17 protein-coding genes are annotated in these 14,181 nt (G+C 37.4%); 2 read left to right on the forward strand and 15 right to left on the reverse strand.

What is annotated here, in order from left to right; translation table 11 throughout:
• Positions 1 to 10: 10 nt before the first annotated feature.
• The 4 genes from CO726_RS22415 to CO726_RS22430 form a co-directional block, all read right to left on the reverse strand.
• Positions 11 to 1,120, reverse strand: coding sequence for a serine hydrolase (locus CO726_RS22415; protein ID WP_098761117.1), 1,110 nt, complete (start codon positions 1,118 to 1,120; stop codon positions 11 to 13).
• A 117-nt stretch (positions 1,121 to 1,237) separates the two neighbouring features.
• Entirely contained in the window at positions 1,238 to 2,170 is a 933-nt protein-coding gene (locus CO726_RS22420; RefSeq protein ID WP_099685734.1) for a nucleoside hydrolase, read from the reverse strand.
• A 117-nt stretch (positions 2,171 to 2,287) separates the two neighbouring features.
• A complete protein-coding gene (gene panF, locus CO726_RS22425) occupies positions 2,288 to 3,727 on the reverse strand; it encodes a sodium/pantothenate symporter (protein ID WP_099685735.1) in 1,440 nt (479 codons plus the stop codon).
• Positions 3,728 to 3,730: 3 nt separating this feature from the next.
• Positions 3,731 to 4,009, reverse strand: coding sequence for a YhdT family protein (locus CO726_RS22430; protein WP_099685736.1), 279 nt, complete (start codon positions 4,007 to 4,009; stop codon positions 3,731 to 3,733).
• Between the two features lie 272 nt (positions 4,010 to 4,281).
• Here CO726_RS22430 and dhaS point away from each other — a divergent pair, with 272 nt between their 5' ends.
• Complete coding sequence (gene dhaS / locus CO726_RS22435; RefSeq protein WP_099685737.1) at positions 4,282 to 5,766, forward strand: aldehyde dehydrogenase DhaS; 1,485 nt, start codon at positions 4,282 to 4,284, stop codon at positions 5,764 to 5,766.
• A gap of 51 nt (positions 5,767 to 5,817) precedes the next feature.
• On the opposite strand, the gene fabG is transcribed toward dhaS, so the two are convergent.
• Entirely contained in the window at positions 5,818 to 6,558 is a 741-nt protein-coding gene (gene fabG, locus CO726_RS22440; RefSeq protein ID WP_016086869.1) for a 3-oxoacyl-ACP reductase FabG, read from the reverse strand.
• 133 nt (positions 6,559 to 6,691) lie between these two features.
• On the opposite strand from fabG, the gene CO726_RS22445 reads away from it, so the two are divergent.
• Positions 6,692 to 6,841, forward strand: a complete 150-nt coding sequence (locus tag CO726_RS22445) for a YfhD family protein (RefSeq protein ID WP_001035815.1) — start codon at positions 6,692 to 6,694, stop codon at positions 6,839 to 6,841.
• Positions 6,842 to 6,914: 73 nt separating this feature from the next.
• Here the strand turns inward: CO726_RS22445 and CO726_RS22450 are convergent, their stop codons facing one another.
• The 10 genes from CO726_RS22450 to moeA form a co-directional block, all read right to left on the reverse strand.
• The gene (locus CO726_RS22450) at positions 6,915 to 8,768 is read right to left on the reverse strand and encodes a terpene cyclase/mutase family protein (RefSeq protein ID WP_099685738.1); all 1,854 of its coding nucleotides are present in this window, start codon (positions 8,766 to 8,768) and stop codon (positions 6,915 to 6,917) included.
• Between the two features lie 99 nt (positions 8,769 to 8,867).
• A complete protein-coding gene (locus tag CO726_RS22455; RefSeq protein WP_099685739.1) occupies positions 8,868 to 9,293 on the reverse strand; it encodes a divergent PAP2 family protein in 426 nt (141 codons plus the stop codon).
• Positions 9,294 to 9,372: 79 nt separating this feature from the next.
• On the reverse strand, positions 9,373 to 10,314 hold the full coding sequence (rarD, locus tag CO726_RS22460) for an EamA family transporter RarD (protein WP_087954663.1): 942 nt from the start codon (positions 10,312 to 10,314) through the stop codon (positions 9,373 to 9,375).
• Between the two features lie 91 nt (positions 10,315 to 10,405).
• Complete coding sequence (locus CO726_RS22465) at positions 10,406 to 10,654, reverse strand: DUF1294 domain-containing protein (RefSeq protein WP_098761124.1); 249 nt, start codon at positions 10,652 to 10,654, stop codon at positions 10,406 to 10,408.
• On the reverse strand, positions 10,626 to 10,766 hold the full coding sequence (locus tag CO726_RS31885; protein ID WP_169513063.1) for a hypothetical protein: 141 nt from the start codon (positions 10,764 to 10,766) through the stop codon (positions 10,626 to 10,628). The genes CO726_RS22465 and CO726_RS31885 overlap by 29 nt, the downstream gene beginning before the upstream one ends.
• A gap of 40 nt (positions 10,767 to 10,806) precedes the next feature.
• The gene (locus CO726_RS22470; RefSeq protein ID WP_099685740.1) at positions 10,807 to 11,031 is read right to left on the reverse strand and encodes a group-specific protein; all 225 of its coding nucleotides are present in this window, start codon (positions 11,029 to 11,031) and stop codon (positions 10,807 to 10,809) included.
• Positions 11,032 to 11,046: 15 nt separating this feature from the next.
• Complete coding sequence (locus CO726_RS22475) at positions 11,047 to 12,096, reverse strand: P-loop NTPase (RefSeq protein WP_099685741.1); 1,050 nt, start codon at positions 12,094 to 12,096, stop codon at positions 11,047 to 11,049.
• 90 nt (positions 12,097 to 12,186) lie between these two features.
• Positions 12,187 to 12,423 (reverse strand): molybdopterin converting factor subunit 1, encoded by a 237-nt coding sequence (gene moaD / locus CO726_RS22480; RefSeq protein WP_016086860.1) that lies wholly within the window; start codon positions 12,421 to 12,423, stop codon positions 12,187 to 12,189.
• A gap of 4 nt (positions 12,424 to 12,427) precedes the next feature.
• Positions 12,428 to 12,892 carry a molybdopterin synthase catalytic subunit MoaE gene (gene moaE, locus CO726_RS22485; protein ID WP_099685742.1) on the reverse strand — a complete coding sequence of 155 codons (465 nt, stop codon included), beginning with the start codon at positions 12,890 to 12,892 and terminating at the stop codon, positions 12,428 to 12,430.
• Positions 12,873 to 14,180 carry a molybdopterin molybdotransferase MoeA gene (gene moeA / locus CO726_RS22490; protein WP_099685743.1) on the reverse strand — a complete coding sequence of 436 codons (1,308 nt, stop codon included), beginning with the start codon at positions 14,178 to 14,180 and terminating at the stop codon, positions 12,873 to 12,875. Before moeA ends, moaE begins: the two co-directional genes overlap by 20 nt.
• Position 14,181: the final 1 nt, after the last annotated feature.

Consider the following 14,181-nt stretch of genomic DNA (forward strand, 5'->3'; position numbering starts at 1 on the left):
TACACCGAGTTTACTTAATAAAAGTCGCATCATACTTATCACTTTGCAACACTTGGAAATGTAAGTTTGCTAAATGTTTCCGTATTTCTGCACTGTCGTCCTCATTTAAATGATTTGCTAAGAACACAATTTCTGTACAATTCCCACGTTTATCCATCGCATAAACTGCTTTTGTAACTGTCCATGGCGTATAACCATTCTTTTGCCCTGCATGTCTAAATGTTTTACGATATTTCTTAGCACTCATATCTGTCTCAACGATATTCGCCCATACTTTTTCTTCTGCTTCTGTCAGGCCACCTTTATGATTTGCCTTCTGAAGCAGTACCATATAATCGTTTGCCGAAGCAGCTGGTAATCGGTCTGACCAAATTTTATCGTAACGTTCCTCTAAATAAAGAGGGATTTCCTTCTGTAATAATGGTCCCTTCTTTTTTAAGCGCTCATGAATAATTATCGCATATTCACGATATTGCTCTTGAGACATTTCTTTTAACTTTTTCTCTATTTTATATTTCGGAACATGTAATTCTTTATGCAAATATCCTGGGATGTATAAAGATGAAACAATCGGAAATAGTGGTTGATGTGCAGGGAGCGATAAACTTTGTAAATTTCGATTAATGTTATCTAATCCTAACACTTCCATTAAATATTCAGCATTTGCATTCGAACTAAACTTAACCATCCCTTTTGCTACTTCTTCTAAAGAAACCGCTCCTTCAGTTATCTTACCTGTTTTCTCCAAATACTTTTGCCATCTATCTTGCGCACCACCATCTGTATTCGGCACATAATACCGATTCACATCATTAATGGAAACGAAACTAGACGAATCAATTTTCCCTTCTGTAACTTGTTTCGTATATTCAAGAGCCACAATTAGTTTCATCGTACTAGCAACTGGTAATACAACATTTGGATTTACAGAATAAACAATTTTATCATTTCTCTTTACTAAGAGCGCACTATTTTTTTCATCTTTATGTTCCTCAATAAAGGATGCGATATACTGCGCATCATCATTATTTGAACTCCATACTTTTTTCACTAAAAAGTTACCCGATATTAGCAAAACAAAAATACCCACAACCACTGCGCATACTATAGTTTTTTTCAAGTAAAATTCCTCTCCTATTGTGTAACCTTTCTCTATCTATCTCTTACAAACAAAATAATGGAGATGATTATTTTAGTAATCATCTCCATTATTTTAACTTGTATTCTCCCATTATGTCTACGTCATAATTTTCACGAAGTCTTCGAGAAATTTTTTATATTGTAACGACCAACCGATTCGCACCCAATTTTTTAAAGCTTTTGAGTCAGGTTGAGGACGGAAATCACCAATACTTTCACCCTTTGCAATTCCAACTGTATCTACATCGACACGACGATATACATAATCTAACAGGGAGGGATTTGCCGCAACCATCATTGTAACGACGTCATGTACTGGACTACCTGTTATTTTCGGGTTTAACTTTTTATAAGCTTTATAATAATACGTAAATATCGGCTCGATTAACTTATTAAAACTCGTTTTAGAGTGTTTCGTAATATATTTTACCATCTCCGGTGTAATAATAGCTTCAGATGTAACGTTCAGTGGCACCAATGTCACATTCTTAGCATTTTGCATCACTAATTGTGACGCAATAGGATCACCATGAAAATTTGCCTCTGCTACCGGTGTAACATTACCAGGCATTAAAAACGCGCCGCCCATTATATAATATTCTTTCACATACTTCATCATCGGCTTTTCTAAAATAAATGCTGTCGCTAGTGTCGTTGACCTGCCAGCATCGACTATTATTAATTCTCCTTTATACTGTTCAAGAATATCAAAAAATACACAAAAAGGTTTTATATTTGGTGAAAAAGCTTTTGGAGGTTTAATCGGTCCTAAACCGTCTGCCCCATGAATTTCTGGATAATACGTTGTAACATCTCCGGATAAAGGGATTTTTGCACCATTAATAACAGGTATATCTTCCCGCCCTGCCATTTGCAATAAATATGCCGCATTACTTGTCGCCTTTTCTTGTGTTACATTTCCATACCCCGTTACAACACCAACAATATCAATATCAGGATGCATAATTCCATACATGATGGCTAAAGAGTCATCAATTCCCGGGTCTCCCAAAAATAACACTTTTTTCATCGCCCTCAACTCCATCCCCTCAATTGTTATTAATTTATGAATAGCCATACATATACAGAATAAAAAAGAGCAAATTTATACGAAAAAACGCAGTCCTATAAGGACTACGTTCTTCATCTAGCCTATACTGTTTTTCTTCACAGCACTCATGCTTCCTATGATGTAAGCGATAAACGCAAAACAAATCGGAAAGACAACTGTATGTATACCGAACGGATTTGGATAGAAAAGGTGAATACACATATATGAGCCTACCCCAACTAAAATGGAAGCAAGCGCTCCCGTTGCATTTCCTCTCCCCCAATATAACCCTAATACAATCGGCCAAATAAATGCTGCTTCTAATCCACCGAAAGAAAATAAATTTAACCATATTAAAAAATCTGGTGGTTTAATTGCTGCTGCATAAACGAGTAGCCCTACGATACCAGTAATCCACAAACTTCCTTTTCTAATCGTACTGTCTGCTGCATCTTTATTTATGTAATTTACGTATATGTCTTTAATAATTGATGAACTTACAAGTAACAATAACGAGTTTACTGTAGACATAATCGCTGCCATTGGCGCAGCTAAGAAAACACCGGCTAACCAAGGTGGCAACACTTCCATCGCGAGTAACGGCATTACTTTATCTGGTACCGTTATACCCGGAAGTACGACTCGTGCAAATACACCTGTTAAATGCATACCGATCATAATTGTACCTACAACAATCGTTCCAATTATTAAGGCTTGATGCATAGCTTTTGAATTTTTATAAGACATGGCACGAACACTAATTTGCGGTAAACCAACAACACCAATCCCAATTAAAATCCAAAATGATGTCACATATGATTTCGTTAAACTACCATCCGCTCCAAATGGTGTAATTAAATTCGGATTGATTTGCACAAGTTCCTGCATAATCTTTTCAATTCCACCACCGGCAATGACAGTAGCAATTAAAATGATTGTCGTTCCAACCAACATGATAATACCTAATAATGTATCTGATAGCGCAACCGCACGAAATCCACCAATTAATACGTACACAAGTACAGAGAAAGTAAATAAAAATAGTGCTGTTGTATAAGATAAACCCGTTAGCGACTCAATTAATCTTCCACCGCCAACCCACTGTGCTACTGTTGCTGAAAATAAAAAGATAATAATACATAACGCAGAAAGAATCACAACTGCTTTATTATTGTATCTTCCCTTTAAATAATCGATAAGGGTAATGGCTTCCATCTTCCTAGCGATGATTGCAAACTTTTTACCGATAACCGTTAAAACGATATACCCTGTTACAACTTGAATCGCAGATAGCAATACCCATCCAAGCCCCATATTGTAAGCAATACCTGGACCACCAATAAAGCTACTGGCACTACCATATGTAGCAATCATTGTCATCGCTAATAATAAACCGCCAAGCTCACGCCCACCAAGAAAATATTCTTGCAAAAATTTATTATGAGCAGTTGCTTGCACACGTCTTGAAGCATATACACCAATTAAAAATACAACGATAAACGAAATTATCATTGGAATGATTACATACCAATTCATCTATTATTCCCCACTTTTTTCTTCCTCATCGAGTGAAATATCTTGAAATACAAAACGAACAACTAAACTAAGTAAAATAACCATAACGATAAATCCAACGATACAGCTATAAAAAAACCATGCTGGAAAACCGAATACATATGTATATTCACTTGGATTTTTACTACCAAGCCCATAAGCAAATCCGTACCATATTATAAAATTGATAATAGCAAGTCCAAGACCAATTAACGCTTCTCTATGGGCAATTCGAAAGCGTGGATCATCATGATAATTCTTCATTTTCTCCCTCCTCTCACGATGTATTATTGTACCATTGTTCTTCTAGTTTTTCCTACTAGAAAGCAAAAACAAGCAGGATTTCTTATAATTATATAGAAGATTCTCTTACATTACATATTTTTTACAATTGTAACACAAATGAAATTTGAATTTTCTGCATTTGTTAATTATGATTTAAATTAGAGGCTTTCCATCTAGTTCCTACATCCTTGATTTCGGAATAAACGCCGTCTCGTACTGCGTTTACATTATATTTTCAAGGGGGTTATACAATGAGTCAACTAGCTGTAAATCTTCATGAAAAGGTAGAAAAGTTTCTCCAAGGTACAAAAAAATTATATGTGAATGGATCCTTCATTGAAAGCGCTTCCGGAAAGACGTTTAAAACACCTAACCCAGCAACTGGCGAAACACTTGCTGTAGTGTCTGAAGCTGGTCGCGAAGATATTCATAAAGCTGTCGTTGCAGCTCGCATGGCTTTTGACGAAGGTCCTTGGTCACGTATGAGCACTGCTGAGCGCAGCCGTCTTATGTACAAGTTAGCTGATTTAATGGAAGAACATAAAGAAGAGCTTGCACAGCTCGAAACGTTAGATAACGGAAAGCCAATCCGTGAAACAATGGCAGCAGACATACCACTTGCAATTGAGCATATGCGATATTATGCTGGCTGGGCGACGAAAATCGTTGGTCAAACAATCCCTGTTTCTGGTGATTTCTTTAACTATACACGCCATGAAGCTGTTGGTGTCGTTGGTCAAATTATCCCTTGGAACTTCCCACTTCTTATGGCAATGTGGAAAATGGGAGCAGCGCTTGCTACAGGATGTACAATTGTTTTAAAACCTGCAGAACAAACTCCACTATCCACTCTATACTTAGCTGAATTAATTGAAGAAGCTGGATTCCCAAAAGGTGTTATTAATATCGTTCCTGGATTCGGTGAATCAGCTGGACAAGCACTTGTTAATCATCCACTCGTTGATAAAATTGCATTTACTGGTTCTACTCCAGTCGGTAAACAAATTATGCGACAAGCATCTGAATCATTAAAACGCGTTACACTTGAGTTAGGCGGTAAATCACCAAATATCATCTTGCCAGACGCCGACTTATCTCGCGCGATTCCTGGTGCCCTTTCTGGTGTTATGTTCAACCAAGGACAAGTATGCTCTGCTGGATCACGCTTATTTGTTCCGAAGAAAATGTATGATAATGTCATGGCTGACCTTGTCCTTTACTCTAAAAAATTAAATCAAGGTGCTGGCTTAAGTCCAGAAACTACAATCGGTCCTCTCGTTTCTGAAGAACAACAAAAACGTGTAATGGGCTACATTGAAAAAGGAATTGAAGAAGGTGCTGAAGTACTTTGCGGAGGAAGTAACCCATTCGATCAAGGCTACTTCGTTTCCCCTACTGTATTCGCTGACGTTAATGATGAAATGACGATCGCAAAAGAAGAAATTTTCGGTCCAGTTATTTCTGCAATACCTTTTAACGATATTGATGAAGTAATTGAACGTGCAAATAAATCACAATTCGGCTTAGCGGCTGGTGTGTGGACAGAAAATGTTAAAACAGCACACTATGTTGCAAGTAAAGTACGTGCTGGTACTGTATGGGTAAACTGTTATAACGTCTTTGATGCAGCATCTCCATTTGGAGGATTTAAACAATCCGGTCTTGGCCGTGAAATGGGATCTTACGCATTAAATAACTATACAGAAGTGAAGAGCGTTTGGCTCAACTTAAACTAACTGAAAAAGAACCTGACCTATCCGGTCAGGTTCTTTTCATTATGTATGCCTTTAAACTTGCAATCCCCCGCTCACATTCAATACTTCTCCTGTAATATAGGATGCGTATTCTGATGCTAAAAAGGCAGCTGCGTTCGCAATATCTTCTGGCGTTCCAATTCTACCAACTGGAATCGCGCCGACCATCTTTTCTTTCACTTTATCTGGTATCGTTTTTGTCATATCTGTATCCATAAATCCTGGACAAATCGCATTACACGTAATACCAAAACTTCCAACTTCTTTCGCTGCCGTTTTCGTTAAACCTACAACGCCTGCCTTCGTTGCCGCATAATTTGCTTGACCTATATTTCCTTCTCTACTAATTGAAGATATATTAATAATGCGTCCATACCCTTGTTGTCTCATGTAAAGAAGCGCTGGTTGCATACAATAAAAAACACCAGTTAAGTTCACTTGTAATACTTGTTCCCAAGCAGACTTCTCCATTTTATGTAACATTGCATCTCTTGTAATTCCAGCATTATTCACCAAAATATGTAATGTTCCGAATTTTTGAACCGCATATTCAATTAACGACTTCGCTTCATTTTGATTACTTACATCACATCGGTATAAGCTCACTTCATATCCTTCATCCGATAACTCACGTGTCGTTTTTTGTAGCTTCTCTTCATTTACATCGCTAATTAATACTTTAGCCCCTAGTTTTGCATAAACCCTTGCAATCTCTTTTCCAATTCCCTGTGCAGCTCCTGTTACAACAGCTGTTTTCCCATTTAAAAACTCCATCCCTATCCCCCATTTCTATTACTTATACTGTATATTTCGGCTTTTTACTTTCCAATTCCTCTTTGTATAAAAAAGTCTATTTGTGTCAAACTAACTTTGCAACGTCGCATAAAGTGCAAGGAGATTGTGCCGAATGAACAAAAAAAATTTCAAGCAAAGCAAAGCTACTGATGGCATTGATGTTGAGTTCTCTCGTGAACTCGCTGACCACAATGACTTAGAAGCAAACGCACGTGCAAATGCCGCTGATGCACGTCAAAAACGCCAGTCAACCGAAAAATAAGGAAAATACAACCTTATTCTTTTCAACAGGGACCTACTACCCAACAAAATAAACCGAGAGATATCCTCTCGGTTTATTTTCGATATTTTTTTATATAATGCGCCAAAGTAATTAGCGGATATATATGGGCATAGCTATGATAACGAATATAAAACCCATTTGGTAAACCTGTTCCAGTAGGATATTTTTCGTTCACATAAAGATTCGCAAGCAAATATGAAATACCTTTTCGAATAACTGGCGTGTCTGTATCGTAGTAAGAAATGAGAGCATCTAACGCCCATGCTGTTTGGGATGGTGTACTGAATGGTAAAGTAACGAACCTTTTCTCCACACTACTGTGGCAAGATTCCCCCCACCCACCATCTTCATGCTGTATATGTTCAAGCCATAAAGCTGCTCGTTTCAACGAAGGATTGCTAGACGGAATTCCGATTGACCGTAAACCAGTCATAACAGCCCACGTACCATATATATAACAAATCCCCCATTTCCCAAACCACGGTCCATTTTCCTCTTGTACATTCATTAACCAATTTACTGCATTTTGTTTTTGTTTTTCAGACAATTCATTTTGCGCATACGTCCCGAAAAACTCTAACACTCTTCCTGTAATATCTGGTGTAGAAGGATCTGTAATCATGTCGCTTGCATTTTCGATTGGTAAATTTGCTAATAAATTGCTCGTCACACCTTTTTCAAATGCTCCCCAGCCACCATCATTATTTTGTAATCCTTTAATCCAATTAACCCCTTTCTCCCAAGCATAATCTACCTTTTTGTTTCCTCTACTTCTCGCCAAAGCTCTTAGCACAGCTGTTGTATCATCGACATCTGGAATTGTCGTATTCACATCCGAAAAACCCCAACCACCAGGAGTAAGCTTTGGAGCATGTACGCTCCAATCAGCTTTTCTTGTATGCTGTTTTTTTAATAAATACGCTGATGCATTTTGAATCATCTTATTATCTTTCGGAACGTGGGCCTCTTGTAACGCATAACTGAGTAAAGCCGTATCCCATACAGTTGAAGGAGAATTTTGCAAATGATTCCCTCTCTCCGTCTTCCATATATAAGATGTGATTCCCGTTATTGCCTTCTGAATTATTGGAGATTGAATGGAATGTCCTAATGCCAATAAAGCATAAATCATATAAAACGAGGCACTTGCGTAACTATATAACGTTCCATTTTCATCAATACGCTCTTTCATAAAACGTTCGACTTCCTCACATCCTTTATGATGTAACGAAAGTGGATACGATATGATTTGTTTTACATCACTTAATAATGTTTGAAACAACGGAGACCGCTCCTCCCGAAACCATTCTCCGCCTCCGCCCGCAATGTGATTTAAATTTGGCAATAATTTTTTCCCTACTTGAAATCTTTTATTTAAACACAGCATCATCGGAATTAAATGGATACGTGCTGAGCTACTCAATTCAAATATACTGAGGGGCGAATCATTCTGTAGAAACATGATTGGTGTTGGTAAATGAAAGAGTGAAGGATATTCATATTCTCCATGAATCGCTAATAAAAACTTCGTCATAAAATGAGCACGCGCTACCCCACCACGCTCATTTATAAACATTTCCGCTCGCTTCATATTTGCATCTTCTTTTGTATATTTTTTCGATGCAAGCAAGGCGGCATAAGATTGAATTGTAGCAGATAAATTCCCTCCAACTTCATCTTCATACAATTTCCATGTTCCTTCATTTGTTTGCAGTGATGCTAATCTTTTTACAAACGGTTCTATCTCTTTATCTCTACCTAATAATTTTAATAAAAAAATCATATGACAATCTGTTAATGGAGCCCCTTCAAAACAAAACCGCCACGTTCCATCTCGCCGTTGCATCGTTTGAAGTGCAGTCGTTCTTCTCGCTATTTCTTCATCCACTTTTTCATATAATAACAAGTTATTCACCTACCCTTTCGAAATCCGTATAACGATATTCAAAAAGGCAGCTGAATATGTATGAAAACAAAGAAAAGCAGAACATCTAGTATGTTCTGCTCATAAACAATATCCTACTCCGACAATTATCCCTAATAAAGCACCGACTACCACTTCATACGGTGTATGCCCGACAAGTTCATTTAACTTCTTATATTCTGTTTGTCTACCATGAAAAAACTCATTCAATATTTTCGCCTGTTTACTTACTGCAAGCCTTACTCCTGAAGCATCATACATTACAATTATTGCAAAGATAGCCGCAACAGCAAATACAGTACTTTCCACACCTTCCACAACGCCAACACCTGTCGCAAGTGCTGTAACAGTTGAAGCATGAGAACTTGGCATTCCACCTGAAGCGAAAAACTTTGCAAAATCAAATTCACCCGTTTTGACTAATTTAAAAACTACTTTCGTCAATTGTGCTAAAAACCAAGAAATTACAGCGGCCATAAGCGGATCATTATGTAAAATTGTTTCCACGTTCTCAGCTCCCTACTGACTATAATGGAAATTCTATATAGTATCAGTATAAAGAAAAATGCGTAGAAAATACTACGCATTATGATACTTTTGCTGATTTATTTTTTATAAATTTCGGTTGTTTCTGCACTAAAAACTTTGTTTTCGCTACCGAGAATACAAATAATGCAACCCATATACAGAAAAATGCAATCATATGAGTAGATGTGAAATGTTCACCAAATACAAATACACCTAAAATTAAACTAATCGTCGGGGCAATATATTGTAAAAATCCTACCATGTAAAGCGGAATAAGTTGTGCTCCTTTTGCAAAATAAAAAAGTGGTAATGCTGTAACAATACCGGCTCCTATTAATAATAACGTTGATAACATGGAAATAGATCCAAATGAACCGAAGCCATGTACTCCTGTCATAACGAGATAAATAATTGCAAACGGCGTCACTAACATCGTTTCCATCGTAAGTCCAATTGTCGCATCATAGTTTAACAATTTTTTCGTTAATCCATATAATCCAAATGAAAGGGCAAGTGATAAAGACACCCATGGAATAGCCCCAAAACGTACTGTTAAAATGATAACCCCTACTCCAGCTAAACCAACTGCAACATATTGCCAAAAGTTTAACTTTTCCTTTAAAACGACTGTACCAAGTAAAATACTAATAAGCGGATTAATATAATAGCCAAGACTTGCTTCAATGACATGATTATGATTAACGGCCCATATGTAGACAAACCAGTTTCCGCTAATCAAGACTGAAGCTATTGTTAATGACATTAATAATTTAGGTCGTTTAAAAAGATTCACGAACTCCCCAATAAACTGACGAAACCTTTTCGTAACACCTAATACAAGTAACATAAAAACGAACGCCCAAACGATGCGGTGTGCTAATATTTCATCTGCCGGAACTTCCTCAACCCATTTCCAATAGATTGGTAGGATTCCCCACATCGTATAAGCACCAGCCGCGTATATTATCCCTTTTTTTTGCTGTGCTGATTGACTCCCCATCTTCCTTTTTCTCCTCTTCTCGTTTTTCTCCATTATACGATCCTACATGCTCACTTTACCAATAATCAATCTGCAATTCTTTCGACATTTCTCATACAGCCCAAAATAAGCATACTGTTATAACGACAAGTAACGGTATACCAAAAACAAATTTCTTTTTATGAGTTTTATGGTGAAACATATACATACCGATCCAAGCACCAATTGCGCCCCCAGCTGCTGCTGATAAAAACAACGTACTCTCTGGCGTTCTCCACTGTTTCTTCTTCGCTTTTCGTTTATCAAGCCCCATAAGGCTAAAAGCTATAACGTTAATAATAATAAAATAAATCCATTCCATCGCTTTCTCTCCCTATGAAAAATTCGCTTAATGGTAACATGAAAAAACGATGGAAACAACTGAAGAACACTTTTGTTGCTTCTATCGTTTCAATCATCTTTTTCATATCCATTACATTCACCCCTCTTGTAAAAAACAAAGTCAAAGAGTATTTATTTTATAATTAACAATAATTGTGCATTTCTAGTCTCTCGTTCTTCTTCACCAACTAAGTCATACTTTTTTAAAAGATGAAAAACATCATTTAATATTTCTTGTGAGTGATTACCTTGCAAAAATTCTTTTAACACTTTGAACATCTCTTCAGATAAAAAACTCTTTTGACTTTCAAGCTTATTCATCACATCTTCAATAGAATGATCAATGTTACATGCCATACTAAACTTCCTCCTCTATCCTTTATAAATAATATCTTCCGCTAACGATGTAAACACTTCTCCAACAAGAGAATCTTCGTCATATACAGACGAACCGTTATTTTCTTCACGTTTTGCAAAAGGTACTTGTGCGATTACTTCTGTTTGCAATTGTTCTGCTAACATTTCGCCGCCATCTTTTCCGAACAGATAATTTTTCGATCCATCTTGTTCTTCGTAATAAGCCATATTTTCCACAATACCTAAAATCTCGTGTTTCGTATGTTTTGCCATTACGCCTACTCTAGATGCTACGAATGAAGCTACATTGTGTGGTGTTGTAACGATAATTTCTTTCGCCTGCGGGATCATTGCTGCAACATCAATGGCAACATCTCCTGTACCAGGTGGTAAATCAAGAAGTAAATAATCTAATTCTCCCCAGTGCGTATTCGCAAGGAAATTTTGAATCCATTTATTTAACATTGGCCCACGCCACATAACCGGATTATTTCCTTCCGTAAAAAATCCCATCGACATGATTTTAACACCGTGACTCACGACTGGAATTGCTGTTTGATCAATCATCGTTGGTTTTTGAGTCGTTTCCATCATAGCTGGGATGCTAAAACCATATATATCTGCATCTAATATCCCCACTTTTTTGCCCATACGAGCTAAAGCAGTAGCAAGATTAATTGTCACCGTTGATTTTCCAACTCCACCTTTTCCGCTCGTTACAGTAATAAAGCGTACCCCTGAGTCAGGGCGAAGCATACTCGGCATACCAGTTTCTGTTCTACTATTTTTCTTTAACTTCTCTGTTAGCGCAGCTCGTTCTTCTTGTGTCATAGAACCAAATGTCAAATCTACTTTAGATGCACCAATTGCCTGAAGAGACTCTTCCACATCGTGTTGAATCTTTGCTTTTAACGGACAACCTTGAATCGTTAGCACTACTTCAAGTTTAACCTCTGTTCCATTCATTTGTATATTTCTAACCATATTTAATTCTACAATACTTTTGTGTAACTCTGGATCCTCTACATGTTTTAACGCGTTCATTATTTGTTCTTGCGTAATCATAGAACTCATCCCTTCTCGTATTCTAATTTATATACAACATCTTCTTGTCGTTTCAACTGATCAAAATAGTCATCAAGGCGAAAAAGCTTGTCATCCCCCACTAACAGGCGGAATGAATGCAACTACATCTCCAGCTTTTATCATCTCTTCATTCGTTACAAACTCTTCATTAACAGCCACCATCACTCTATCAAGCGATTGTAAACAATGGTTTGCTTTGAGCCATTCTTTTAATTGCTGAACTGTCATTCCTTGTTTTTCGGAAATTACTAATTGATCTAATCCGACTTCCTCACGCAAATTTGCGAACAGTAAAATTGTAATCATCTTCTCATTCTTCCTTCTTCGGTTTTCCTTCTGGATAAGGTGTATTTTCAAGTTGATCTCCAATCCACATCGTTCCATCTTCCCAAAATTCTTTTTTCCATATTGGGACGATTCGCTTTATACGTTCAATCGCGTATTCATTCGCTTCATAAGCTACTTTACGATGCGGTGATGAAACTGCAATGACTACCGCAATATCCATGATTTCTAACCGTCCTACTCGGTGCGTAATTGCTACTTTTGCGTCCGGCCACTTTTCATTCATTTTTTCCCCAATTCTCGTAAGTTGTTTTACTGCCATCGGTTTATATGCTTCATACTCTAAATGTAGCGTTCGTTTTCCTTTTGTTAACTCTCTCACTGTACCAATAAAAGTTGTAATTGCACCTGCTTCTCTTCTTGCGACTTTATTCGTTACTTCTTCAACTACAATAGGTATATCAACAATCTCAAATAGCGCTTGTCCCATTGGAACCACCTCTCGCTTTACAAAATGTCCAAGGCCATTCACTACCTTCGTTATCTTCCAATAAAAACACATCCACAAACATATCTTTTTTATGCCCTCTTGTCCCGCCTGGCAATACGATAAAAGCATTCGATTCTGCTAATGAAGAAACCGAGCTAGATTTATCAAACCCTGACGGATAAGCAATTAACTGGCCTTCGTTATATGTCAGTTTCGCTCGTACAAATCTTGTAAATGGATTTGGCTTTAGAAAGTCTTCTCCTAATAACGCTTTTTCTCTTTTTACATGTGCTTTTTCACTAAACATATACGTCCGAATACAAGGCCTTACAAATAATTCAAATCCTACGTAACAAGCTGATGGATTTCCTGATAAACCAAATAATAACTTGCCATTTAATTGCGCTACAGTCGTAACACTTCCTGGTCGCATTGCAACTTTATTAAAAAGAACAGATGCACCTAACTTTTCATATATAGTTGGTAAATAATCGTAATCTCCTACTGATACGCCTCCTGTTGTAATGAGCATATCTACTTGACTTAACGCTTCTTTTACAGCTGTGAAACATATATGAAAATCATCGCTAAACTTCCCAAAATATTTTACTCTTCCGCCCGCTCTTCGAATTTGAGACAATATCATATACGTATTACTATTTCGGATTTTCCCTGGCTGTAATGAATCATTTACATCTAGTAATTCACTACCAGTCGCTAATAGTCCAATTACAGGCTTTCTCGCCACTGGCACATCGTTATACCCGAACGTAGCAAGAAGCGCTGATATACCTGGATTAATGTATGATCCTTTCTTTGCAAGAACCGTTCCTTTACGAGCATCTTCACCTTGAAAAGAAATATTGTCGCCTGCTTTGAATGATCGCTTCAATTCCATATAATTGTTGCCAACCTCTTCATATTGACGAGTCAGTTCCAACATAACAACCGCATCACACCCATTCGGAATTTGCGCTCCCGTCATAATTCGAACAGCTTGAAACGGACCTACTTTCTCATCGAATAGCGATCCTGCGCCAATTCCCCCCACTACTTCAAATACAATTGGCGTTTCATAACTTGCTAAATTCGTATCTTCTGCTCTAATAGCAAACCCGTCATACGGTGAACGATTGAATGAAGGTACGTCATGGTCAGCTACTAAATCCTCCGCTAATATACGTCCATAAGCTAATTCAATAGGTAGTAGCTCCTTTAATCCCTCATTAGCAAATCTCATTACTTTACGAACTGCTTCCTCGACCGTAATTGGCACTCTTCTTTCCATT

It is taken from the genome of Bacillus fungorum (assembly GCF_002746455.1).
GTDB classification, from domain to species: Bacteria; Bacillota; Bacilli; order Bacillales; family Bacillaceae_G; genus Bacillus_A; species Bacillus_A fungorum.

Excerpts from the sequence above, each read along its gene's own strand:
- CO726_RS22420 (WP_099685734.1), bottom strand. The coding sequence starts at position 2,170 with ATGAAAAAAGTGTTATTTTTGGGAGACCCGGGAATTGATGACTCTTTA.
- panF (WP_099685735.1), bottom strand. The coding sequence starts at position 3,727 with ATGAATTGGTATGTAATCATTCCAATGATAATTTCGTTTATCGTTGTA.
- CO726_RS22430 (WP_099685736.1), bottom strand. The coding sequence starts at position 4,009 with ATGAAGAATTATCATGATGATCCACGCTTTCGAATTGCCCATAGAGAA.
- dhaS (WP_099685737.1), top strand. The coding sequence starts at position 4,282 with ATGAGTCAACTAGCTGTAAATCTTCATGAAAAGGTAGAAAAGTTTCTC.
- fabG (WP_016086869.1), bottom strand. The coding sequence starts at position 6,558 with ATGGAGTTTTTAAATGGGAAAACAGCTGTTGTAACAGGAGCTGCACAG.
- CO726_RS22445 (WP_001035815.1), top strand. The coding sequence starts at position 6,692 with ATGAACAAAAAAAATTTCAAGCAAAGCAAAGCTACTGATGGCATTGAT.
- rarD (WP_087954663.1), bottom strand. The coding sequence starts at position 10,314 with ATGGGGAGTCAATCAGCACAGCAAAAAAAAGGGATAATATACGCGGCT.
- CO726_RS22465 (WP_098761124.1), bottom strand. The coding sequence starts at position 10,654 with ATGGAATGGATTTATTTTATTATTATTAACGTTATAGCTTTTAGCCTT.
- CO726_RS31885 (WP_169513063.1), bottom strand. The coding sequence starts at position 10,766 with ATGGATATGAAAAAGATGATTGAAACGATAGAAGCAACAAAAGTGTTC.
- CO726_RS22470 (WP_099685740.1), bottom strand. The coding sequence starts at position 11,031 with ATGGCATGTAACATTGATCATTCTATTGAAGATGTGATGAATAAGCTT.
- CO726_RS22475 (WP_099685741.1), bottom strand. The coding sequence starts at position 12,096 with ATGATTACGCAAGAACAAATAATGAACGCGTTAAAACATGTAGAGGAT.
- moaD (WP_016086860.1), bottom strand. The coding sequence starts at position 12,423 with ATGATTACAATTTTACTGTTCGCAAATTTGCGTGAGGAAGTCGGATTA.
- moaE (WP_099685742.1), bottom strand. The coding sequence starts at position 12,892 with ATGGGACAAGCGCTATTTGAGATTGTTGATATACCTATTGTAGTTGAA.
- moeA (WP_099685743.1), bottom strand. The coding sequence starts at position 14,180 with ATGGAAAGAAGAGTGCCAATTACGGTCGAGGAAGCAGTTCGTAAAGTA.